Raw genomic sequence first — 22,753 nt, forward strand, 5'->3', positions numbered from 1 at the left:
CTTTTTCTCGCAACCACCCCAAGGAGCCCTGCATGCAAGTACAAGTCAACACCGACGACCACATCAACGGCAGCGAATCCCTGGCCCAATGGGTGACAGACGAAGCAAAGACCCGCCTGGCGCGCTTCCAGGACCATGTGACGCGGCTGGAGGTATTCCTGTCCGATGTCGATGCCGGCAAATCCGGCGCCAAGGACAAGCGCTGCCGCATAGAGGCACGTGTGACCGGCCGCCAGCCCGTGACCGTGACGGACGAGGCCGACAAGATGGCCAACGCCTTCATCGGCGCCACCGACAAGCTGGCGCGCGCGCTCGACACGGACCTGGGCCGCGCCAAGGACCGCCATGGCCGCGATACCATCCGCACGGCCGAAGCTGAGTAGTTTCTAGAGATCCAGCACCAACAGCTTGCCCTTGGCCCGCGAGCAGCAGGGCATGCACTGCTCGTTGCTGGCCCGCTCCTCGTCGGTGAGGTACATGTCGCGGTGGTCCACCTCGCCTTCGAGCACGCGCGTGAGGCAGGTGCCGCACACGCCCTGTTCGCACGAGGTCATGATGTCCACGCCCTGGGGGCGCAGCGCATCGACGATGGAGATACCGGCCGGTATGGTGTAAGTGCTGCCGGTGCTGGCGATGCGCACCTCGAACTCGCCGTCGCCTGAGGTGTCCTGTGCCGGCGCACCGAAGTATTCGAGGTGAATGCGGTCCGCCGGCCAGCCCAGGTTCTTGGCGGTGTTCACCACATGGTCGATGAACCCGGCGGGGCCGCAGACGTAGAGGCGCGCGTCCGGCGCGACGTCGGCCAGCACGGCCATGAGGTCGAGCTTCTGCTCGGGCCCGCCCTCGTCGGTGTGCACCTGCACATGGGGCGCCATGGCGGATGCTGCAATCTCCTGGGTGAACGCCGTGCGTGCCAGTGAACGCGTGCAGTAGTGCAGCGTGAAGTCGGCGCCGGTGTTGGCCAGGCGCTCTGCCATGCACAAGAGCGGTGTCACACCGATGCCACCCGCCAGCAGCAGCGTGCGCTGCGCGGGGTGCAGTTCGAAATGGTTGCGCGGCGTGCTGATGGTGATCACGTCGCCTTCGTGCACGGCATCGTGCATGCCGGCAGAACCGCCGCGCGAGGCTGCGTCGCGCAGCACGGCGATGCGGTAGCGGTGCTGCTCGCCTGCGCTGTTGCACAGCGAATACTGGCGTGTGAGGCCGCCGGGCACATGCACGTCGATGTGCGAGCCGGCGCTGAAGGCCGGCAGCGGCGCGCCATCGGTGCGGGCCAGTTCGAAGCTGGCGATGCCCTCGGCCTCGGCCTGCTTGCGCACCACGCGCACCTGCAAGGTTTCCTGCGCGGTCGTCATGCTGCCTGCTCCGCCGCCAGGGTGCGGTCGATCACCTTGCGCGACTGCACGCCGCCTGCGTCGATGTTGAGCATGAGCAGCTTGCGCTCGGGGTGGCGCAGCAGGTTCAGTTGCTGCAGCTCCAGCATCTCGCGGTCCTCGGAAAAGATCTTGCCCTGGCCTTCGCGGATCTGCGCGGTGAGGGCCGGGTCGTCGGGTTTGAAGTGGCGCGCCATGCCCCAGAAGTAGTGGATCGAGGTCTCGGTTTCGGGCGTGATGAAGTCCACCACGATGCTCGACGCCTTCTTGTCGGCCGGGGCTTCGTAGCCACCGTGGCCGGCGAGCGCCACGCCCACTTCGATCAGCACGTGGCTCGGTGGCGTGAAGTGGCAGATCTGCCAGCGGTCCACGGGTTGGTCGTCGGGCAGGCCGTTCATGCGCAGCGCCATCTGCCAGAACGGTGGTGCCTGGATGCCTTCCATGAAGCGGCTGGTGATGACCTCGTCGCCCTCGACGCGGGTCTTGCATGGCACCTCGTCGATCTCCTTCTGGCCGATGCTGTTGGAATGCACATAGGTCTCGTGCGTCAGGTCCATCAGGTTGTCGACCATCAGCCGGTAGTCGCAGGCGATGTGGTACAGCCCGCCGCCGTAGGCCCACTCGGGGCTCTCGGCCCATGCGAGGTGGTGGACCTTGGCGGGGTCGGCCTGTGCGGCATCGCCGGGCCAGACCCAGATGAAGCCGTAGCGCTCGACCACCGGAAAACTGCGCGTGCGCGGAAAGCCCTGCACCCGCTGGCCAGGCATCGAAACGGCCTTGCCATCGCAGCCTACGCGCAGGCCGTGGTAGCCGCACATCAATTGGCCATCGCAGACCGTGCCCAGCGACAGAGGCGCGCCGCGGTGGGGGCAGAAGTCATCGAGCGCCGCGACCTGGTCGGGTGCCGGGCGGTAGAAGACCATCTTCTCGCCGCAGATGGTGCGGCCCAGGGGCTTGTCGGCAATCTCGTCGGGGGTGCAGGCGACGTACCAGGCGTTCTTGGGAAACATGATGCTTGTCTCTCTCCGTGGGGGAAGGATGTCTTGCGCAGCAGGTTTGGTATACAGGCAGCCTGCGGATCGCTGTGTTCGTGGGTGAATTGTGCGAAAAAGCCTGATTTCTGTATACATAAAAAAGCCATAATTCAGTTATAGCGCACTGACATATCCCATAAGGTGTTGTTTTGTATGGGGCGGGGTATCTGTGGGATGGAGGTTTGGTAGATTTCTGTATACATTCGGCTTTACGCCAGAACTCCTGCCCTGCATCGACCATGAACCATCCCGAACCCCAGGCCCTTGCCGCCCTTGGCGATGCGTCCGAAGCTGGCGCCTCGCAGTCGGTCAAGGCCCAGTTGCGGCTGCGCGAGATGATCCTGGCCGGCGAGCTGGCCGGTGGTGCGCGCATTGCCGAGTTGCCGCTGGTGGAGATGCTCGGGGTCTCGCGCACACCCATCCGGGCCGCACTGATGCGGCTGGAGCAGGAGGGCTTGCTGCACCGCCTGCCGGGCGGCGGCTATGCGGTGCGCACCTTTTCGGAGACCGATGTGGCCGATGCCATCGAACTGCGCGGCACCATGGAGGGGCTGGCCGCGCGGCTGGCGGCCGAGCGCGGCGTGGACGCGGGCGTGATGGCCGAAAGCGTGCAGTGCCTGGACGAGATCGACGCCGTGCTGGCGCCGCGCTCGCTCGACGATGAGGGCTTTTCGGCCTATGTGGCGCTCAACGCGCGCTTTCACCACCTGCTCAGCCGCATGGTGGGCAGCGATGTCATCGTGCGCGAGCTCGACCGGGTCAAGGGCCTGCCGTTCGCCTCGCCCTCGGCCTTCGTGGTGGTGCAGACGCATTCGCCTGCCGCGCGCGACATGCTGGTGGTGGCGCAGGACCAGCACCGACAGGTGCTGGACGCCATAGATCGGCGCGAGGGCGCGCGGGCCGAGGCCATCATGCGTGAGCACTCGCGCATCACGCGGCGCAACCTGCTTGCGGCCGTGCAGGCATCACAGGGTCAGGGTTTGCCCGGGGTGCAGCTCATCAGGGAAAGCGCCTGACCTATAACTGTTGCAAGTTATCACAATCGGCGATATCTAAAAGTCCGAAATCCCGCTTGTGCGTTGCCCTGCGCCGTACCAGACTCCGGCCAGCACACGCTGTATACAACGACATTCACAACGACATTCCACAGGAGACAAAGCACCATGCACAAACGCCACCTTCTGCGCGCCTCGGCCGCTGCCGCCCTGACCCTGGCCGGCGGCCTGGCGGCCTTGCCGGCCGCGGCCCAGGACAACGTCTTCAAAATCGGCCTGGTCCTGCCCATGACGGGCCAGCAGGCGACTACCGGCCGCCAGATCGAGGCCGCCGCGCGCCTGTACATGGCGCAAAACGGCGACACGGTCGGTGGCAAGAAGGTGCAGCTCATCGTCAAGGACGACACCAGCCTGCCCGACGTGACGCGCCGCCTGGCCCAGGAGCTGGTGGTGAACGACAAGGTCAACGTGCTCGCCGGCATGGGCATCACGCCTTCGGCCATGGCCACGGCGCCGCTGGCCACGCAGGCCAAGACCCCGCTGGTGGTGATGGCCGCGGCCACTTCGAGCATCACCGAGGCATCGCCCTACGTGGTGCGCACCAGCTTCACCTTGCCCCAGGTGTCGGTGGCCCTGGCCGACTGGGCGCCCAAGAACGGCATCAAGAAGGTCGTGACCCTGGTCAGCGACTACGGCCCAGGCATCGACGCCGAAAAATTCTTCAACCAGCGTTTGAGCTTCAACGGTGGCCAGGTCACCGAGGCACTGCGCGTGCCGCTGCGCAACCCCGACTTCGCCCCTTTCCTGCAGAAGGTGCGCGATGCCAAGCCCGATGCGCTGTTCGTCTTCGTGCCCTCGGGCGCGGGCGCCGCGGTGATGAAGCAGTTCCTGGAGCGCGGCATGGACAAGGCCGGCATCAAGCTCATCGCCACCGGCGACGTGACCGATGACGACCAGCTCAACGACATGGGCGACGGCGCGCTGGGCGTGGTCACCTCGCACCACTACTCGGCCGCACACCCTTCGCCGCTGAACAAGAAGTTCGTCGAGGCCTTCGAGAAGGCCAACAAGGGCCTGCGCCCCAACTTCATGGCCGTGGGCGGCTACGACGGCATGCGCGTGATCTACGAAGCGCTCAAGACCACCAAGGGCGCGGGCGGCGGCGACGCCCTGCTGGCCGCCATGAAGGGCCAGGTCTTCGAGAGCCCGCGCGGCCCGGTGTTCATCGACGCGCAGACCCGTGACATCGTGCAGAACGTGTACCTGCGCAAGGTCGAGCGCGTCAACGGCCAGCTCTACAACGTGGAGTTCGACGTGATCAAGGACGTCAAGGATCCCGGAAAAACCAAGTAACCCCCTGAGACGCTGCGCGCCATTCCCCTACAGGGGGACGTCACCCCTGGCCTGGCGAAGCCAGTTCCACGGTGGCGCTGGCGTCGGGCACGCCAGTATCGAAGATGGGTGTTCCTCTGGCCAGCGGACGGCGCCGTGCCCGTGCTGTGTTCTATTGAAGTGATTGCATGCTGACCATTCTTTTCGACGGCGTTGCCTACGGCATGCTGCTGTTCATCCTGGCGGTGGGGCTGGCCGTGACCATGGGGCTGATGAACTTCATCAACCTCGCGCACGGGGCCTTTGCCATGGCCGGCGGCTACATCACCGTGCTGCTGATGCAGCGGCTGAACGTGCCCTTTCTGTGGTGCCTGCCGCTGGCCTTCGTGGGCACGGCGCTGCTGGGGGCGGTGCTCGAGCGCACGCTGTACCGCCCGCTGTACCACAAGGCCCATCTGGACCAGGTGCTGTTCTCCATCGGCCTGGTGTTCATGGCCGTGGCCACGGTGGACTATTTCGTGGGTTCCACGGGCCAGATCATCCAGCTACCCGCCTGGCTCAAGGGCCGCACGGAGCTGGGCAGCGGGGCCTTCATGCTGGGCATGGGGCACTACCGCCTGTTCATCATCGCGGTGTGCGCCGCGCTCACCGTGGGTTTGCAGTACGTGCTCACACGCACGCGTTTCGGCAGCCGCCTGCGCGCCTCGGTAGACGACCAGCGCGTGGCTGCCGGCATGGGCATCAACGTGAACATCGTGTTCCTGTCCACCTTCGCCTTCGGCTCGGGTCTGGCGGGCCTGGGCGGTGCGCTCGGGGCCGAAGTGCTGGGGCTGGACCCGAGCTTTCCGCTCAAGTTCATGATCTATTTCCTGATCGTGGTGGCCGTGGGTGGCACCTCCTCCATCACCGGGCCGTTGCTGGCCGCGCTGCTGCTCGGCATTGCCGACGTGGCGGGCAAGTACTACATCCCCAAGCTCGGAGCCTTCATCGTCTACAGCCTCATGATCCTGATCCTGATATGGCGGCCCCAGGGCCTGTTCGTGCGCAAGGGGGGCAAGTGATGGATGCATCGTCCACCAACGTCCTGCTGCGCAGCCGCCGCATGCGGCCCTGGGAGCCTGTGTTGTGGCTGCTGGCCTTTGCCGCGCCCGCAGCCCTGCCCAGCCATGCACTGATCATCAACGAGATCGCCATCGTGGCGCTGTTCGCGATTTCGCTGGACCTGATCCTGGGCTACACCGGCATCGTCTCGCTGGGCCATGCGGCCTTCTTCGGCATGGGCGGTTATGCGGCGGCGTTGTTCGCCAAGCATGTGATGCCCGATCCGATGGTGGGGCTGGCGGTGGGCATCGCTGCATCCACGGTGCTGGGTGCGGTGGCCTCTTTCACCGTCATGCGCGGCACCGATCTCACGCGCCTCATGGTCACGCTGGGCGTGGGCCTGATCATGCTGGAGCTGGCCAACAAGCTCGACTGGCTGACCGGCGGTGCCGACGGGCTGCAGGGCGTGGTCATGGGCCCGGTGCTCGGCAGGTTTGAGTTCGACCTGTTCGGGCGCACGGCGGCCTGGTACTCGCTGAGCGTGCTGCTGGTGCTGTTCGTGCTCGCGCGGCGTGTCGTGCAGTCGCCCTTCGGCGCCACGCTCAAGGCCATCCGCGACAACCGGCTGCGCGCCATGGCCATCGGCATCCCGGTGACCGCCAAGCTGGCCCAGGTCTACACGCTGGCGGCCGCGCTCGCGGGGGCGGCGGGCGCGCTGCTCACGCAGACCACGGGTTTTGCCTCGCTGGACCTGTTCGAATTCCACCGCTCGGCCGACGTGATGCTGATCCTGGTGATCGGCGGCGTGGGCTGGCTTTATGGCGGCGTGGTCGGTGCCATCGGCTTCAAGCTGCTGCAAGACGTGATCTCTGCCGTGACGCCGCAGTACTGGACCTTCTGGATCGGCCTGTTCCTGGTGGTGCTGGTGCTGGTGGGGCGCGAGCGCCTGATCCGCCCCTGGACCTGGTTCGGAGGGCGCAAGGCATGAACGCCACCGCCATGAACCATGAAGCCCCGGTGGGCAATGAAGCACCCGTGGTGCTGGCCGCGCAGGGACTGGTCAAGCGCTTCGGCGGCATCACCGCGACCAACAACGTCACGCTGAACCTGCGCCAGGGCGCACGGCATGCGCTGATCGGCCCCAACGGCGCAGGCAAGACCACGCTGATCAACCTGCTCACGGGCGTGCTGGAGCCTACCGAGGGCTCCATCGTGCTCGAAGGCCAGGACATCACGCGCCTGGCACCGCACCAGCGCGTGCAGCGCGGCATGGTGCGCACCTTCCAGATCAACCAGCTGTTCGACTCGCTCACGCCGCTGGAGACGCTGGCGCTCACAGTCTCGCATCAGCGCGGCTTTGGCGGCAAGTGGTGGCAGCCGCTGGGTGCGCAGCGCGCGGTGAACGAGCGCTGCGAGCAGTTGCTGGAGCAATTCCACCTGACAGCGGTGATGGCCGAACCGACGAAGGTGCTGGCCTACGGCAAGCGCCGCCTGCTGGAGATCGCCATTGCCCTGGCCTGCGAGCCGCGCGTGCTGCTGCTCGACGAGCCCGTGGCCGGCGTGCCGGCCGGGGAACGCGAAGAGCTGCTGCAGACCGTGGCCGCTCTGCCCGCCGATGTCTCTGTGCTGTTGATCGAACACGATATGGACCTGGTTTTCAGCTTCGCCAAGCGCATGACGGTGCTGGTCAACGGCACCGTGCTCACAGAGGGCGACCCCGACACCATCGCCAACGACCCGCAGGTCAAGGCCGTGTACCTGGGGCATGGCGATATGGCAGAGGGAGGCCACCATGGCTGAGCTGCTGCGCATCGAAGGGCTGAGCGCGGGCTACGGTGAGGCCGTGGTACTGCAGGGCGTCACTCTGTCGCTGGCCGAGGGCGAGACCCTGGCCCTGCTGGGCCGCAATGGCACCGGCAAGACCACGCTGATCAACACCCTGGCCGGTGCCACGCGCCAGCATGCGGGCACGGTGGCACTGGGCACCGTGGCGCTGCACCGCCTGCCATCGCACGAGCGCGCGGCTGCCGGCATCGGCTGGGTGCCGCAGGAGCGCAACATCTTCAAGTCGCTCACCGTGCACGAGAACCTGACCGCCGTGGCGCGGCCCGGCCGCAAGGGCGCCACGGCAGCCCCGTGGACCCCCGACAAGGTGTATGCGATGTTCCCGCGCCTTGCCGAGCGCAAGACCAATCTAGGCACGCAGCTTTCGGGTGGTGAGCAGCAGATGCTGGCCGTGGGCCGGGCACTGGTGCTCAACCCGCGCCTGCTGCTGCTTGATGAGCCGCTGGAGGGTCTGGCCCCGATCATCGTGGAGGAGCTGCTGCGCGCCATCCGCCGCATCACGCGCGAGGAGGGGCTGTCAGCCATCCTGGTGGAGCAGCACCCGCAGGCCATCCTGGCGATCTCGGACCATGCCGCCGTGCTCGACCGGGGCACGGTGGTACACACCGGCACCGCGGCGGATCTGACTGCGCAGCCCGAGCTGCTGGACCGGCTGCTGGGCGTGGCCCGGTAGCGAGCGATCCCACAACCCGGGCACACCATGGACCTGCAGCACATCGGCCTGATTGGCTACGGCGAAGTCGGCAAAACCTTTGCGTTGGGGCTGCTGCCGCAGCCCGGCGTGGCCGGCGTTGGCGCGTGGGATCTGAAGTTCACGCAGCCCGGCACGCGCGACGCCGAGTTGGTGCACGCGACGCAGCACGGGGTCACGGCCCATGCTTCGGCGCAAGCGCTGTGCACCGCGAGCGACCTGGTGATTTCCGCAGTCACCGCATCGCACACGCTGGAGGTGGCGCAGCAAGCAGCTGCCCACCTGCGCCGTGGCACGGTGTTCCTGGACCTCAATTCGGCCTCGCCCGGCACCAAGCAGCATGCCGCTGCGCTGATCGAGGCGCGCGGCGCGCACTATGTGGAGGCGGGCGTCATGACCTCGGTGCCGCCCTATGGCATCCGTGTGCCCATGCTGCTCGGTGGTGGCAAGGCCGCTGCGCTGGCCGCCGTGCTGCAGGGCTGGGGCATGGATGCCACGCCGGTCAGCGAACAGCTGGGCGTGGCCAGCGCCATCAAGATGTGCCGCAGCGTGATGATCAAGGGGCTCGAAGCCCTGGTTATCGAAAGCTATGCCACAGCCCGCCAGTACGGCGTGGAAGCGCATGTGCTGCCCACGCTGGCCGAAACGTTCCCTTCCATCGACTGGGAAAAGCAGGGGAGCTATTTCTTCAGCCGCGTGGTGCAGCACGGCCAGCGCCGGTCCGAGGAGATGCACGAGGCCGCCCGCACCGTGCGCGAGGCCGGCGTGGAGCCGCTGATGGCCAGTGCCGTTGCGCACAAGCAGGCCTCTGTCGCCGCCATGGCGCGCAAAGGTGTCTTCGCCGGCCTGCCCAAGGATGCGCCGTGGCAGGACTATGCCGACCGGCTGCTGGCGCACATTGCTGCGCCTGGGAAAGATCAGGGCGCCTTGTAGATCGTCTGCAGGGTGCTGCGGATCAGCTCCGCCATGGCCTGCTGGGTCAGCGTGGCCGGGCGCTGCGAGCTCACGGCCATCGACAGCTTGCTGCGCAGCCGGGGCTCGCCGGCCTGGCCGATCGGGCGGGTGCCGAAGACCTCGGGCTTGCCCGAGGTGGTCACCGCATTCATGGGCAGCACGGCGCTGCCCGCGCCATCGGCCACCAGGTCCAGGATGGCGGCCACGCCGTCGATCTCCAGGCTGATCTGGGGCCTGAGGCCCAGGGCCGCCAGTTCCGACTCCACCAGCATGCGGATCGAATTGGGCCGCGTGGGAATCACCAGCGCAAAGCGCGTGAGCTCTTCGAGCGCCACGGGCTCCTGGGCCTGGGCGTCGGCCTCGGCGTCGCTCTGCCCCATGGGGCGGCGCTGCACCAGGAACAGGTCTTCCTCCAGCAAGGGCGTGATCTCGATGCCCGGCGAGGCCGGCGTGTTGTAGAGCAGGGCGATGTCCAGCAGGCCGGTGGTCAGCGATTCGCGCATGGCCACCGTCAGACCCTCGCTGATGGCCAGGGCGGCATCGGGCATCTGCACGCGAAAGGCGCGCGTGAGCGGCACCGTGAGCACCTTGGCCATGGTCGGCGGCAGGCCGATGGCCACACGGCCGGCCAGCGCGCCGCGCACACGCCCAAGCTCCTCGCGGGCCCTTTCCACCTGGTGCAGGATGCCGCGCCCGTGCTCCAGCAGCAGCTTGCCCGCCTCGGTCGGTATGGCCCCGCGGCCATTGCGCACCAGCAGGTTCTGGCGCAGTTCCACCTCCAGCAGGCGCACCTGGCGGCTCAGGGCCGGCTGGGCGATGTCCAGCACCACCGAGGCGCGGGTGAAACTGCCCAGTTCGGCCACGCGCACAAAGTACTCGATCTGCTTGAGGTCCATGGGGGTGTGCTCTCCGCTATTTGCAATAGCTCGAATTCGACAATAGAAGAATGATATATCTGGTAGTGCCCCTGCCGGCTTTATGTCGGGGCCTGCACTGCCCACAATCGGCGGCATGTATACAGCGACTGCCACCCTCCCATGACTGCGCCCACCCTTCGTGGAATCTCGTCCATGGCCACGCGCCAGGTGCTAGCCGAACTGCTGGTGGCCTACGAGCAGCAGACCGGCCAGCGCGCGGTCATCGAAGCCGTGGGCGGCGTGGACGCCGCCAAGCGCGTGCAGGCCGGTGAGGCCTTCGACGTGGTGGTGCTGGCTTCCGACGCCATTGACAAGCTCATCGCCGCAGGCACCATCGATGCCGCGAGCAAGACCGACTGGGTGCGCTCCGGCGTCGCCGTGGCCGTGCGCGCCGGTGCGCCGCTGCCCGACATCGGCTGCGAAGACGCGGTGCGCAGTGCCGTGCTGGCCGCGCGCAGCATCAGCTACTCCACCGGCCCGAGCGGCGTGGCGCTGGCCAGGCTGTTCGAGCGCTGGGGCATTGCCGACGAGGTGGCAGGCCGCATGGTGCAGGCGCCGCCTGGGGTGCCCGTGGGCTCGCTCGTGGCGCGCGGCGATGTGGAACTCGGCTTCCAGCAACTGAGCGAGTTGCTGAACGTGGATAGCATCACCGTGGTGGGCCCGCTGCCGCCGGCCATCCAGATCACCACCATCTTCTCGTCGGGCGTGGGCACTGCCAGCAAGCAACCCGTGGCTGCAAAGGCGCTGCTCGACTTTTTGGCCTCCTCGGCCGCCACCGAGGCCAAGCAACGCCAGGGCATGGACCCCGCCTGATACCACCGCATACCAAGATCCAAGGAGCACAAAGCAATGAGCCTCATCATCGACTGCCATGGTCACTACACCACGGCACCCAAGGCGCTGGAGAACTGGCGCAACCAGCAGATCGCCGGCATCCAGGACCCGGCCGCCATGCCCAAGGTGGCCGACCTCGTGATCAGCGACGACGAACTGCGCGAATCCATCGAGGCCAACCAGCTGCGCCTGATGAAGGAGCGCGGCAGCGACATCACGCTGTTCTCGCCGCGCGCGAGCTTCATGGCCCACCACATCGGCGACTTCAACGTCTCCAGCACCTGGGCGGCCATCTGCAACGAGCTGTGCCACCGCGTCTCCACGCTGTTCCCCGAGCACTTCGTGCCTGTGGCCATGCTGCCGCAAAGCCCGGGCGTGGACCCCGCGACCTGCATCCCCGAGCTCGAAAAGTGCGTCAAGGAATACGGTGCCGTGGGCATCAACCTGAACCCAGACCCTTCGGGCGGCCACTGGACCAGCCCGCCACTGACCGACCGCCACTGGTACCCCATCTACGAGAAGATGGTGGAGTACGACCTGCCCGCCATGATCCATGTGAGCACCAGCTGCAACGCATGCTTTCACACCACGGGCGCGCACTACCTGAACGCCGACACCACGGCCTTCATGCAATGCATCCAGGGCGACCTGTTCAAGGACTTCCCCACGCTCAAGTTCCTCATCCCGCATGGCGGCGGTGCCGTGCCCTACCACTGGGGGCGATTCCGTGGCCTGGCGCAGGAGATGAAGAAGCCCCTGCTCGAAGATCACCTGCTGAACAACATCTTCTTCGACACCTGCGTGTACCACCAGCCCGGCATCGACCTGCTGAACACCGTGATCCCGGTAAAGAACGTGCTCTTCGCCTCGGAAATGATCGGCGCGGTGCGCGGTATCGACCCCACCACCGGCCACTACTACGACGACACCAAGCGCTACATCGAGGCCAGCAAGATCCTGAGCGGCGACGACAAGCACCAGATCTACGAAGGCAACGTGCGCCGCGTGTTCTCCCGACTCGATTCACGCCTGAAGGCAAAGGGGCTCTGACATGTACGAACTAGGCGTTGTCCACCGCAATATCACCCGCGCAGACCGCGCAGCCGCCGACGGCCTGGCCGCACTGGGCTCGGCCACCGTGCACGAGGCCATGGGCCGCGTGGGCCTGCTCAAGCCCTACATGCGCCCCATCTACCCCGGCCAGCAGGTGTCGGGTACGGCGGTAACCGTGCTGCTGCAGCCCGGCGACAACTGGATGATGCATGTGGCAGCCGAGCAGATACAGCCCGGCGACGTGGTGGTGGCAGCCGTCACCTCCGAATGCACCGATGGCTATTTTGGCGACTTGTTGGCCACCTCGTTCCAGTCGCGCGGTGCGCGGGCCCTCATCATCGACGCTGGCGTGCGTGACGTGAAGACGCTCCAGGAGATGAATTTCCCCGTGTGGAGCCGCGCAATCTCCAGCAAGGGCACGATCAAGGCCACCCTGGGCTCGGTCAACATCCCCGTGGTCTGCGCTGGCATGTGGGTCACTCCGGGCGACGTGATCGTGGCCGATGACGACGGCGTGGTCTGCGTGCCCGCCGCGCGTGCCGCCGCCACGCTCGAAGCCGCACAGAAGCGCGAGAGCTTCGAGGGCGAAAAGCGCGCCAAGCTCGCCTCGGGCGTGCTCGGCCTCGACATGTACAGCATGCGCCCTGGTCTGGAGAAGGCCGGGCTCAAGTACATCGACTGACCGTCCCATGCGGCACCCGCCAAAGCGACGTCAGCCATGCGGCGGACGCCGCACCGCTGCGCACGGCGCAGCCCCACTTTTATTGACGAGACATACGATGCGCCTTCTTTCTTCCTCCCTCTCTCGCCGCGCCGCCCTCGCCCTGGGCGTGGCCGCAGCCGCCGGCCTGGCACCGCAGTTGGCTGCCGCCCAGCAGTTCCCCACCAAGACCGTGCGCATCATCACGCCCTTCCCGGTGGGCGGCGGCCCGGACGGCGTGGCCCGCATAGTGGCCGAGAAGCTTGGCCGTGCCTGGAACCAGCCCGTGGTGGTGGAGAACCGCCCGGGCGGCAACGGTTTCATCGCCATCGACGCCTTCAAGCGCGGTGCCAAGGACGGGCATGACCTGCTCGTGCTCGACAACGTGCACCTGGCCGCCTACCCCAGCCTGTTCAAGAAGCTGCCGTACGACGTGGCCAAGGATTTCGACACGCTGCTGCCGCTGTTCAAGACCCACTTCTTCTTCACCGTGGGCACGGACAGCAAGTACAAGACCGTGGCCGACATCGTGGCCGATGCCAAGGCCCGCCCGGGCAAGCTCAACTACGGCTCGTGGTCGGTAGGCAACCCCGTGCACCTGGGCTCCGAGCTGTTCGAGTCCGCCACCGGCACGCAGATGGAGCATGTGATCTTCAAGGAGACCACGCAGCTCTACACCTCGGTCGCCACGGGCGAGATCGACTTCGCACTGGGCAGCGCCGCCACGGCAGGCCCGCTGTACCGCGCTGGCAAGCTGCGCCTGCTGGCCTTTGCAGGCCCAAAGCGCTCGGCCGAATTCCCCGACGTGCCCACCGTGGCCGAAGCGGGTGGCCCGAAGGACTTCGCCGTCACCGGCTGGAACGCCATTGCCGTGCCGCCTGGCCTGCCCGCCGCCGTCACCGACAAGATCAAGCGCGACATCGAGCAGGCGCTGACAGGGCCCGACGTGGCCGAGAAGTTCAAGACCTTCGGCTACGAGCAATTTCCCACCACGCGCGCGCAGTTCACACAGTTCGTCAAGGACGAGAGCCAGCGCTTTGGCGACGTGATCAAGAAGGCCAACGTCTCGCTCGACTGATCATCAAGGAGTACACCGCATGAGTGAATTCACCAAAACCCCTGGCTGGCTCGACTGGTACGCCGGCCCGAGCAAGCCCCGCTTCCAGGTGCCCGCAGGCGCCGTGGACGCGCACTGCCACGTGTTCGGTCCCGGTGCCGAATTCCCCTACGCACCCGAACGCAAGTACACGCCCTGCGACGCCAGCAAGGCGCAGTTGTATGCGCTGCGCGACCACTTGGGCTTTGCGCGCAACGTGGTGGTGCAGGCCACCTGCCACGGTGCCGACAACCGCGCCATGGTCGATGCGCTGGTGCACTCGGGCGGCAAGGCACGTGGCGTGGCCACCGTGCGCCGCTCGGTGACGGACGAAGAGCTCCAGGCCATGCACGCCGCCGGCGTGCGCGGCGTGCGCTTCAACTTCGTCAAGCGCCTGGTGGACTTCACGCCCAAGGATGAGCTGATGGAGATCGCCGCGCGCATCCACAAGCTCGGCTGGCATGTGGTGATCTACTTCGAGGCGGTGGACCTGCCAGAGCTGTGGGACTTCTTCACCCAGCTCCCCACCACCGTGGTGGTGGACCACATGGGCCGCCCCGATGTGACCCAACCCGTCGATGGCCCCGAGTTTGAACTGTTCCTGAAATTCATGCGCCAGCACCCCAATGTGTGGAGCAAGGTCAGCTGCCCCGAGCGCCTGAGCGTGGCCGGACCCAAGGCCCTGGACGGCGAGCAGGCCGCCTACCGCGACGTGGTTCCGTTCGCGCGCCGCGTGGTCGAGGAGTTCCCCGACCGCGTGCTCTGGGGGACTGACTGGCCGCACCCCAACCTCAAGGACCACATGCCCGACGACGGCCTGCTGGTGGACTTCATTCCCCACATCGCCACGACGCCCGAGCGGCAGCGCAAACTCCTGGTGGACAATCCCATGCGCCTTTACTGGCCTGAGGAAGCGAAAGGCTGAAGCCATGTCCCTCGACAAACCCTACCTGGACGTGCCCGGCACGACCATCTTCGACGCAGAGCAGAGCCGCAAGGGCTACTGGCTCAACCAGTTCTGCATGAGCCTCATGAAGGCGGACAACCGCGCCCGCTTCAAGGCCAATGAACGCCTCTACCTCGACGAATGGGCGATGACCGAAGAGCAGAAAGAGGCCGTGCTCGCGCGCGACCTCAACTGGTGCATCCGCCTGGGCGGCAACATCTACTTCCTGGCCAAGATCGGCGCGACCGATGGCAAGAGCTTCCAGCAGATGGCCGGCTCCATGACCGGCATGACCGAAGACGAATACCGCGCCATGATGATCGGTGGTGGCCGCTCGGCCGTGGGCAACCGCGTCATCGGCGAAGACGGCGATGCCCAGGCGCACCGTCAGCCGCAGGGTGCTGCGGGAAAGAAAGGAAACTGAACATGGCGCGTATCACCGCCTCCGTCTTCACCTCGCACGTGCCCGCCATCGGCGCCGCGCTCGACCTGGGCAAGACGCAAGAGGACTACTGGAAGCCGCTGTTCGCCGGCTACGACTTCTCCAAGCAGTGGATGAAGGACAACAAGCCCGACGTGGTCTTCCTGGTCTACAACGACCATGCCACAGCCTTCAGCCTGGAGATGATCCCGACCTTTGCCATCGGCACGGCGGCCGAGTACCTGCCGGCCGACGAAGGCTGGGGCCCGCGCCCGGTGCCCAAGGTCATCGGCCATCCCGACCTGGCCTCGCACATCGCGCAGTCGGTGATCCAGCAGGACTTCGACCTGACCATCGTCAACCGCATGGACGTGGACCACGGCCTCACGGTGCCTCTGTCGCTGATGTGTGGCCAGCCCGACCCGGTGGCCGGCGCCTGGCCTTGCCCGGTGATACCGTTCGCGGTGAACGTGGTGCAGTACCCCGTGCCCAGCGGGCGGCGCTGCTACAACCTGGGCCAGGCGATCCGCAAGGCCGTGGAGAGCTACGACGAAGACCTCAACGTGCACATTTGGGGCACGGGCGGCATGAGCCACCAGTTGCAGGGCCCGCGCGCCGGCCTGATAAACAAGGACTTCGACAACGCCTTCCTCGACAAGCTCATCAGCGATCCTGATGCCGCTGCCTGCATCCCGCACATCGACTATGTGCGCGAGGCCGGCAGCGAGGGCATCGAGCTCGTGATGTGGCTCATCGCACGCGGCGCCATGGCCGACGTGGCCGGTGGCAAGCCGCCCAGGCTCGTGCACCGCTTCTACCATGTGCCCGCATCCAACACGGCCGTGGGCCACCTGATTCTGGAGAATTCCTGAAATGACTACGAACAAGACCATCAAGGTCGCCCTGGCGGGCGCCGGTGCCTTCGGCATCAAGCACCTGGACGGCATCAAGAACATCGACGGCGTGGAGGTCGTCTCTCTGATCAGCCGCGACCTCGACAAGACCAGGGAAGTGGCGGCTAGGTACGGCATCGGCCACGTCACCACCGACCTGGCCGACAGCCTGGCCCTGCCCGAGGTGGACGCCGTGATCCTGTGCACGCCCACCCAGATGCACGCCGAGCAGAGCATCGCCTGCATGAAGGCCGGCAAGCACGTGCAGGTCGAGATCCCCCTGGCCGACAGCCTCAAGGGCGCGCAGGACGTCGTGACGCTGCAGAAAGAGACCGGCCTGGTGGCCATGTGCGGCCACACGCGCCGCTTCAACCCCAGCCACCAGTACGTGCATAAGAAGATCCAGGCCGGCGAATTCAACATCCAGCAGATGGACGTGCAGACCTACTTCTTTCGCCGCACCAACACCAATGCGCTGGGCCAGGCCCGCAGCTGGACGGACCACCTGCTGTGGCACCATGCAGCCCACACCGTGGACCTGTTCGCGTACCAAGCCTGCAGCCCGATCGTGAAAGCCAACGCCGTGCAGGGCCCGATCCACCCCGTGCTGGGCATTGCCATGGACATGAGCATCCAGCTCAAGGCCGCCAACGGCGCCATCTGCACGCTGTCGCTCTCGTTCAACAACGATGGCCCGCTGGGCACCTACTTTCGCTACATCGGCGACACCGCGACCTACCTGGCGCGCTACGACGACCTGTACAACGGCAAGGACGAGAAGATCGACGTGAGCCATGTCGACGTGTCGATGAACGGCATCGAGCTGCAGGACCGCGAGTTCTTTGCCGCCATCCGCGAAGGCCGCGAGCCCAACTCCAGCGTGGCCAGCGTACTGGCCTGCTACCAGGTGCTGCACGATCTGGAGCAGCAGCTTCAGTAAGATCCGCCTGCAGACACCCACAACCCGCCCGCAGATGGAACGCTGCGGGCGTTTTTCATGGAGCAATGACCACCATGCAGACACGCCAACTCGGCCCCTTTGAAGTCAGCGCCATCGGCCTCGGGTGCATGAACCTGAGCCACGCCTACGGCGCCCCCGTCTCGCCCGAGCAGGGCGAGCGTGTGCTGCTGGCCGCGCTCGACGCAGGCGTGACCCTGTTCGACACGGCCACGCTCTACGGCTTCGGCGCCAACGAGACCCTGGTGGGCCGTGTGATGAAGCCGCACCGCCAGCGCTTCACCCTGGCCAGCAAGTGCGGCATGCAGGGCGTGGACGTGGCCGGCGACGGCAAACTGGTGCGCGTGATCGACGGGCGCCCCGCCACCCTGCGCCAGACCTGCGAGGACAGCCTGCGCCGCCTGCAGACCGACGTGATCGACCTGTATTACCTGCACCGCTGGGACAAGCAGGTGCCTATCGAGGACAGCGTGGGTGCGCTCGCCGACCTGGTGCGCGCGGGCAAGATCCGCAGCATCGGCCTGTCCGAAGTGTCGGCCGCCACGCTGCGGCGCGCGCATGCGGTGCACCCCATCGCTGCCGTGCAGACCGAGTATTCGCTGTGGACGCGCAACCCCGAGATCGCGGTGCTCGAAGCCTGCCGTGAGCTGGGCGTGGCCTTCGTCGCCTTCAGCCCCGTGGCGCGTGGCTACCTGTGTGGCGATCTGAAAGATGTGTCCGCACTGGACGCCAAGGACATCCGCCGTGCGATGCCGCGCTTTGCCCCCGAGGCCTACGCGGCCAACCTGGCGCTACTGGACAGCTACTTTGCGATAGCCCGCCAGGTCGGCTGCAGCCCCGCGCAACTGGCGCTGGCCTGGCTGCTGCACAAGGGTGAGCACATCATCCCGATCCCGGGCACAACCAGCGTGGAGCACCTGCATGACGACCTGGGTGCCGCTGCGGTGCAAATCGACGCGGCGACCATGGCCGCGCTTGACGGCGCCATCAACCAGCGGAACGTCGTGGGCCCCCGCTACAGCGCGCAGAGCGCGAGCGAGGTGGATACCGAGACGTTTGCCTGAAACAATGCACGCCCTGCACCGTTGCAGGGCGGGTCGCATCAGCGGCGTGTCTGCGCTTCGGTGTGCAGGCTGATCTGGGCGGTGCCGGAGTTGGCGGTGCGGATGTTGGCCGCCAGCATGCGCGCGCGTGCCGCATTGGTGGCGGCCTCGGCCTGCAGCGCCGCCATGTAGGCGATGTGGTTGGTTTCCGCCTCGTCGCTGGTCTTGCTCCAGATGCTGTTGGCCTGTGCCAGGGCTTCGGTAGCCTGTTTCAGTTCGAGGGCTGCGTGCCGGGCCACTGCCGGGTCGGCGCTGGCGGTGCCTACGGCCGTGCGGGCCCGCTCCAGGGCCATGGACGGGGCCGTGGCACAAGCGGAAAGAAACCCTGCGGCCATCGCGCTGATGGCGAGAACGGTGGTGCTGCGAAGCATGGGATGCATGGTGGCTGTTTCCTTCAAGGACTCTGGTAAGCAGGTCTGCATAGGTTTCATATGTAACAAATGCATATGACCCGCCCGTGGCAGAAATTGAACAGCAAAACCTGTGCCGCGCCGCATGGGGCTTACCCTGGTGGGGTATTGCCGTTGCCAGGGTCCTGAGCGGGCACCAATCCAATGCACCCAGGTAAAGTCCCAGATGTTACATGTGTGTGAATGCTCACTTAGATGGGTTCACCTTTCTGGATGAAGCGTTGGCCCCACGATTGCCATACCGGTGCGGGCGCGCCAGACATGCAAAAGACCGCGCGGCGTGAGCGGCGCGGTCTGGGGTGGGGTACCGGGGCGGCAGGCCGCCCTGGAGGGGCTTCAGCGGCCCTTGAGGTTGCCCTTGTCGTCGGCGATCACGATCTCCACGCGGCGGTTCATGGCCCGGCCTTCGGGCGAGGCGTTGTCGGCCACCGGGTAGACCTTGCCGTAGCCGCGTGCCGTGATGCGATTCGCGTCCACGCCCCGCGCCACCAGCGCATCGCGCACGGCGCCGGCACGGCGTGCCGACAGCTCCTGGTTGTAAACGTCCGAGCCCACGCTGTCGGTGTAACCCTCGATCAGCAGCTTGCGCTCGGGAAACTGCTTGAGGAAATCGGCCAGCTTGTCCAGGCGAGGCCCGGCCTGCGCAGACAGCTCGGCCTTGTTGAAGGCGAACAGCACGTCACCCAGGGTCACGAGCAGGCCGCGTTCGGTCTGCTGTGCCTCCATTTCGCGCAACTGGGCTTCGAGCATGCGCACGCGGTCCTGGGCGGCGCTGGCCTGGGCCAGGGCCGCATTGGCCTGCATCTGCTGCTGGGCCGCGCGCTGTTCGGCACTCAAGGCCTGGGCCTGGGCGATCTGTGCGTTGCGGGCCTGGGCGTCGGCACGCAGGCGCGCTTCGTCGGCCTCGCGGGTGCGGGCCTGAAGGCGGATGCGGTCGGCTTCGGAACTGGCGCTCTGGATGCTGGCATCGAGCATGCGGGCCCGTGCCGCGTTGTTGGCGATCTCGGCGCGCTGGGAGGCGATATAAGCCAGGTGGTTGGTCTCGGCCTCATCGTGCTTGTCGGCCCAGAAGCGGTCGGCACGGGCCAGGGCATCGCTGGCCTGCTTGAGCTCCAGGGGGGCGTATTGGGCGACGGCGGGATCCGTGCCGGCACGGCTCACCGCCGTGCGGGCCTGCTCCAGTGCGGCGGAAGGTGCAGTACTGGCGCAGGCGGCCAGCAGGCCCGCAGCGATCAGGCTGGTGGCCAGGGCAGTGGTACGGCGAAGAATGGGGTGCATGGTGGGTATTCCTTCAAGATTCGGGGTCACGGAGCGTGACGGCAGGCGCAGTGGGGCTGAAGCGATCAGCGGGCGGGCGCGGCGCGGCGGTTGATTTCTTCCTGCAATGCGCGGATACCATCCTGCACCTGGGCCAGACTGGCGGCATTGCGCTCGGCATCGGCGCGGGTCTCTGCAACCCGGGCGTCCACTTCGGCCTCGGCAGCCAGGCGGCGGGCGGCGGTGTAGTCCTGCGCGCCCATGGCCTTCTCGGCCGCCATGAGCTTGTCGCGGGCACGCTGCAGTTCAACGGGTGCGGTCGCGGTCACGCTGGGTGCTGCGGACACGCGGGTCAGCGTGGTGCGGCTCACGGCCATCTGTTCCGTGGGTGGCGGCGTGGAGGAGCAGGCGGCCAGGGCGCCAAGGGCGAGGACGGCGATGGCAAGGCGAATGGGTGCGGATGAAGGCATGGTGTTCTGAACTCCTGTGGAGGGGGATGGGATCTGCCCTCCCCGATGCCGGCAAGCCGGGCGAGGGGGCGACCAGGAGACGGTGCTGGTACAGGTGCATTGTTCGTGCAGCGACCTGCAGGCCGCGTAGTCCCTGCCTCAGTTCGCCTGTGGGCCAGGTCTTACATCGGCTTACGTGTCAGGTGCTGTTGCGGGCCGACGCAGGCGCGCAGGCCAGGTACCCGCAGGCACCAGGGTCAGGGCAGGTTCTCGCGAAAGACCACCTGGCTGCGTGTGGTCTCCACACCGGACAAGGCGGGACGCCCGTCGCGCAGGTTGGCGAAGATGCGCACGCAGCTGGTGATGGTGCTCAAGGGGTTCTGGGTGATCACCGCGTCCATGCTGCCGTCGATGAGCTGGGCGCGTGTGTCGGGTGTCAGGCCGTGGCCGATGAACACCACCTTGTGCTGCATGCCGCAGTCCTCCAACGCGCGGGCGATGCCGTCGGAGGCGCCGCCGATGTTGTAGATGCCGGCCAGGTCCGGGTGGCGCTCCAGCAGGGTGCGTGTCTGGCGGTAGTTCTTCTCGGTGTCGTCGAGCCCCTCGCGCAGGCCGACCACGGTGAGCTGGGGAAACAGCTCTTCGAGCACGTGGAGGAAGCCAGCCTCGCGCTCTTGGTGCGCCGCGTAGCGCAGGCTGCCCGCGACCAAGGCCACCTTGGCGTCGCGCGCGCCGATGAAGCGGCCGATCAGGTAGCCCGCCGTGCGTCCCGCAGCGCGATTGTCCAGCCCCACGTAGCCCACGCGCTGCGAGTTGCCCAGGTCCGAGATCACCGTGATCACGGGCACGCCGCGCCCGGCCAGGGTGGCCACGGCCTCGCGCACCTGGGGGTGCTCCAGCGCCATCATCACCAGGCCATCGTAGCGCTTGCCGTGGTGCAGCAGTGCCTGGGCCAGCGCCTCGGGATTGAAGCTGTCCACCGTCTCGGCGCGGCATTTGACATGGAAGGGCGCCCAGTGCTCCTGCGAGTAGCTGACCATGTCGCCCAGCATGGTGAGAAAGCGGCTGGTGTTGCGCGGCAGCAGGAACATCACGCGCAGGGGCGCGGGTGCCAGCGTGGCGGCCAGGCCGTCTGCCGGCAGGTAGCCCAGTTCACCCGCGGCCTGCCATGGGCGTGCCTACGTCTGTTCAACTGCATCGCGCAGGCCCGCTCGATGCCATCGGCATCGCCGGCGCGGCGCGCGCCATGGCGCCCGAGACCATGCGCGTCGAGCTGCAACCCGTGGGCCGCTTCTTCGCGCAGATGCGCGTGCCGGTGCTGCACTACAAGGTGTGTTCCACCTTCGACAGCGCGCCGCAGGTGGGCGGTATCGGCGTGGCCGTGCACACGCTGCGCCAGCATGTGGAGAACGGCTTCGTCCCCATCGTCGGCGGCCAGCCCAGCCTGGGGCGCTACTGCGTGTTCGGTAACCTGTTCGCGCGTGCAGGCAGCGCCCCCTCGGTGCATCGCATCGACCGCCACCCCACCATGAGCCGCCACCCGGTCACGCCCATGCAGGAGAGCGACCTGCGCTGCACCTGGCGCAGCAGGCCCTGCAACCGGTACCTGGCTTCGACTACCTGCTGTACGCCCAGCCGCTGGCCCACCAGGAGGCGGCGCTTGATGCCATGCTAGCGGGGCACCCCGCTGCCGTGCTGATGGACGCCAGCCGCCCCGAAGACCTGCAGGCCGTGGGCCAACTGGTATGGCGCCGTGCGCAGCAGGCGCGGCTGCTGGCGGTGGGACCGAGCAGCGTGGTGCAGGCGCTGGCGACGCAGTGGCTCCGAGCGGCTGCGATGGACGCACCGCCATTGGCTGCGGCCCAGGGTCCTGTCTTCGTGCTGGCGGGCAGCCAGTCGCCGGTGACGGCGCAACAGGTGCGAATGGCCGTTTCGTTCGAGACGGTACCCGCCGATGTGTCAAGCCTGGTCGAGGGCGGCGATGCCGCTGCACAGGCCATGGCCGACCGCTTGGGTGCCTTGCTCCGGGCCGGTCGCAGCGTGCTGGCGGTGACTGCGGGCAGCGCATCCGGCGGTGCCACGGCACACGCCGTGGCGCAGGCCAGCGGGCGCGTGCTGGCCCGCGTGCTGGCACAGGTGCCGCTGCGACGCATCGGCATCGCCGGGGGCGACACCTCCAGCCTCGCGGTGCAGTCGTTCGCAGCCTGGGGCCTGTCGTACCGGGCCTCGTTGTCGCCTGACGTGGCGCTGTGCCAGCTGCATAGCGACCACCTGGCGCTCGACGGACTGGAGATCATGCTCAAGGGGGGCAGATGGGGTCTGATGCTCTCTTCGAGCGGCTGCTGCACGGTAGGGCCTGAGGAGGCTGCCGGTAGCGGCAAGAAAAAAGCCGGCCGGCCCTGGAGGGCGTGACCGGCTTGCTTGTTCTGGGGGCTGCTAAGCGGCTGCCGG

General features: G+C 67.0%; 25 protein-coding genes and 1 pseudogene. 19 read left to right on the top strand and 7 right to left on the bottom strand.

Annotated features, from left to right (window positions below; all coding sequences use genetic code 11):
- Positions 1–32 precede the first annotated feature (32 nt).
- Positions 33–383 carry an HPF/RaiA family ribosome-associated protein gene (locus QYL93_RS15380; RefSeq protein ID WP_057200711.1) on the top strand — a complete coding sequence of 117 codons (351 nt, stop codon included), beginning with the start codon at positions 33–35 and terminating at the stop codon, positions 381–383.
- Between the two features lie 3 nt (positions 384–386).
- On the opposite strand, the gene QYL93_RS15385 is transcribed toward QYL93_RS15380, so the two are convergent.
- A complete protein-coding gene (locus tag QYL93_RS15385; protein WP_305744452.1) occupies positions 387–1,355 on the bottom strand; it encodes a PDR/VanB family oxidoreductase in 969 nt (322 codons plus the stop codon).
- On the bottom strand, positions 1,352–2,383 hold the full coding sequence (locus QYL93_RS15390; RefSeq protein WP_057200713.1) for an aromatic ring-hydroxylating dioxygenase subunit alpha: 1,032 nt from the start codon (positions 2,381–2,383) through the stop codon (positions 1,352–1,354). The genes QYL93_RS15385 and QYL93_RS15390 overlap by 4 nt, the downstream gene beginning before the upstream one ends.
- Before the next feature lie 263 nt (positions 2,384–2,646).
- Between QYL93_RS15390 and QYL93_RS15395 the strand changes: the two genes are divergently transcribed.
- From QYL93_RS15395 to QYL93_RS15425, 7 genes are all read left to right on the top strand, one after another.
- Positions 2,647–3,423, top strand: coding sequence for a GntR family transcriptional regulator (locus QYL93_RS15395; protein ID WP_305744453.1), 777 nt, complete (start codon positions 2,647–2,649; stop codon positions 3,421–3,423).
- Between the two features lie 147 nt (positions 3,424–3,570).
- Positions 3,571–4,755: an ABC transporter substrate-binding protein gene (locus QYL93_RS15400; protein ID WP_305744454.1), complete on the top strand. Its 1,185-nt coding sequence runs from the start codon at positions 3,571–3,573 to the stop codon at positions 4,753–4,755.
- Between the two features lie 167 nt (positions 4,756–4,922).
- Entirely contained in the window at positions 4,923–5,795 is an 873-nt protein-coding gene (locus tag QYL93_RS15405) for a branched-chain amino acid ABC transporter permease (protein ID WP_305744455.1), read from the top strand.
- The gene (locus QYL93_RS15410) at positions 5,795–6,763 is read left to right on the top strand and encodes a branched-chain amino acid ABC transporter permease (protein ID WP_305744456.1); all 969 of its coding nucleotides are present in this window, start codon (positions 5,795–5,797) and stop codon (positions 6,761–6,763) included. Before QYL93_RS15405 ends, QYL93_RS15410 begins: the two co-directional genes overlap by 1 nt.
- Positions 6,760–7,575 (top strand): ABC transporter ATP-binding protein, encoded by an 816-nt coding sequence (locus QYL93_RS15415; protein ID WP_305744457.1) that lies wholly within the window; start codon positions 6,760–6,762, stop codon positions 7,573–7,575. Before QYL93_RS15410 ends, QYL93_RS15415 begins: the two co-directional genes overlap by 4 nt.
- Positions 7,568–8,293, top strand: coding sequence for an ABC transporter ATP-binding protein (locus QYL93_RS15420; protein ID WP_305744458.1), 726 nt, complete (start codon positions 7,568–7,570; stop codon positions 8,291–8,293). Before QYL93_RS15415 ends, QYL93_RS15420 begins: the two co-directional genes overlap by 8 nt.
- 27 nt (positions 8,294–8,320) lie before the next feature.
- Positions 8,321–9,244 (top strand): NAD(P)-dependent oxidoreductase, encoded by a 924-nt coding sequence (locus QYL93_RS15425; RefSeq protein WP_305744459.1) that lies wholly within the window; start codon positions 8,321–8,323, stop codon positions 9,242–9,244.
- Here the strand turns inward: QYL93_RS15425 and QYL93_RS15430 are convergent.
- A complete protein-coding gene (locus QYL93_RS15430) occupies positions 9,229–10,161 on the bottom strand; it encodes a LysR substrate-binding domain-containing protein (protein ID WP_305744460.1) in 933 nt (310 codons plus the stop codon). The two genes, QYL93_RS15425 and QYL93_RS15430, sit on opposite strands and share 16 nt — an antisense overlap.
- Before the next feature lie 141 nt (positions 10,162–10,302).
- Between QYL93_RS15430 and QYL93_RS15435 the strand changes: the two genes are divergently transcribed.
- The 9 genes from QYL93_RS15435 (at position 10,303) to QYL93_RS15475 (ending at position 18,147) form a co-directional block, all read left to right on the top strand.
- Positions 10,303–10,995, top strand: coding sequence for a substrate-binding domain-containing protein (locus tag QYL93_RS15435; protein WP_305744461.1), 693 nt, complete (start codon positions 10,303–10,305; stop codon positions 10,993–10,995).
- Between the two features lie 36 nt (positions 10,996–11,031).
- Positions 11,032–12,066, top strand: coding sequence for an amidohydrolase family protein (locus QYL93_RS15440; protein ID WP_305744462.1), 1,035 nt, complete (start codon positions 11,032–11,034; stop codon positions 12,064–12,066).
- A gap of 1 nt (position 12,067) precedes the next feature.
- The gene (gene ligK, locus QYL93_RS15445) at positions 12,068–12,751 is read left to right on the top strand and encodes a 4-carboxy-4-hydroxy-2-oxoadipate aldolase/oxaloacetate decarboxylase (RefSeq protein ID WP_305744463.1); all 684 of its coding nucleotides are present in this window, start codon (positions 12,068–12,070) and stop codon (positions 12,749–12,751) included.
- Positions 12,752–12,848: 97 nt separating this feature from the next.
- Positions 12,849–13,847, top strand: coding sequence for a tripartite tricarboxylate transporter substrate binding protein (locus QYL93_RS15450; RefSeq protein ID WP_305744464.1), 999 nt, complete (start codon positions 12,849–12,851; stop codon positions 13,845–13,847).
- A 19-nt stretch (positions 13,848–13,866) separates the two neighbouring features.
- Positions 13,867–14,790 carry an amidohydrolase family protein gene (locus QYL93_RS15455; protein WP_305744465.1) on the top strand — a complete coding sequence of 308 codons (924 nt, stop codon included), beginning with the start codon at positions 13,867–13,869 and terminating at the stop codon, positions 14,788–14,790.
- Positions 14,791–14,794: 4 nt separating this feature from the next.
- On the top strand, positions 14,795–15,235 hold the full coding sequence (ligA, locus tag QYL93_RS15460; protein WP_305744466.1) for a protocatechuate 4,5-dioxygenase subunit alpha: 441 nt from the start codon (positions 14,795–14,797) through the stop codon (positions 15,233–15,235).
- Positions 15,236–15,237: 2 nt separating this feature from the next.
- Complete coding sequence (locus tag QYL93_RS15465) at positions 15,238–16,104, top strand: class III extradiol dioxygenase subunit beta (protein WP_305744467.1); 867 nt, start codon at positions 15,238–15,240, stop codon at positions 16,102–16,104.
- Between the two features lies 1 nt (position 16,105).
- Positions 16,106–17,065 (top strand): Gfo/Idh/MocA family oxidoreductase, encoded by a 960-nt coding sequence (locus QYL93_RS15470; protein ID WP_305744468.1) that lies wholly within the window; start codon positions 16,106–16,108, stop codon positions 17,063–17,065.
- A gap of 74 nt (positions 17,066–17,139) precedes the next feature.
- The gene (locus QYL93_RS15475; protein WP_305744469.1) at positions 17,140–18,147 is read left to right on the top strand and encodes an aldo/keto reductase; all 1,008 of its coding nucleotides are present in this window, start codon (positions 17,140–17,142) and stop codon (positions 18,145–18,147) included.
- A 38-nt stretch (positions 18,148–18,185) separates the two neighbouring features.
- On the opposite strand, the gene QYL93_RS15480 is transcribed toward QYL93_RS15475, so the two are convergent.
- The 4 genes and pseudogenes from QYL93_RS15480 to QYL93_RS15495 form a co-directional block, all read right to left on the bottom strand.
- Positions 18,186–18,566, bottom strand: a complete 381-nt coding sequence (locus QYL93_RS15480; RefSeq protein WP_057200729.1) for a DUF4398 domain-containing protein — start codon at positions 18,564–18,566, stop codon at positions 18,186–18,188.
- Between the two features lie 366 nt (positions 18,567–18,932).
- Positions 18,933–19,874 carry an OmpA family protein gene (locus tag QYL93_RS15485; RefSeq protein WP_305744470.1) on the bottom strand — a complete coding sequence of 314 codons (942 nt, stop codon included), beginning with the start codon at positions 19,872–19,874 and terminating at the stop codon, positions 18,933–18,935.
- Between the two features lie 65 nt (positions 19,875–19,939).
- Positions 19,940–20,323, bottom strand: a complete 384-nt coding sequence (locus QYL93_RS15490) for a DUF4398 domain-containing protein (RefSeq protein WP_305744471.1) — start codon at positions 20,321–20,323, stop codon at positions 19,940–19,942.
- Between the two features lie 236 nt (positions 20,324–20,559).
- Positions 20,560–21,477 (bottom strand): annotated as a pseudogene (locus tag QYL93_RS15495) (substrate-binding domain-containing protein); the annotation flags it as partial.
- On the opposite strand from QYL93_RS15495, the gene QYL93_RS15500 reads away from it, so the two are divergent.
- Both QYL93_RS15500 and QYL93_RS15505 read left to right on the top strand, forming a co-directional pair.
- Entirely contained in the window at positions 21,477–21,977 is a 501-nt protein-coding gene (locus tag QYL93_RS15500) for a four-carbon acid sugar kinase family protein (protein ID WP_370876982.1), read from the top strand. The pseudogene QYL93_RS15495 and the gene QYL93_RS15500 overlap by 1 nt on opposite strands.
- A complete protein-coding gene (locus tag QYL93_RS15505) occupies positions 21,926–22,714 on the top strand; it encodes a nucleotide-binding domain containing protein (RefSeq protein WP_305744540.1) in 789 nt (262 codons plus the stop codon). The genes QYL93_RS15500 and QYL93_RS15505 overlap by 52 nt, the downstream gene beginning before the upstream one ends.
- Positions 22,715–22,753 lie beyond the last annotated feature (39 nt).

The sequence above is a fragment of the Acidovorax sp. A1169 genome, from assembly GCF_030704685.1.
Classification (GTDB): Bacteria; Pseudomonadota; Gammaproteobacteria; order Burkholderiales; family Burkholderiaceae_C; genus Acidovorax.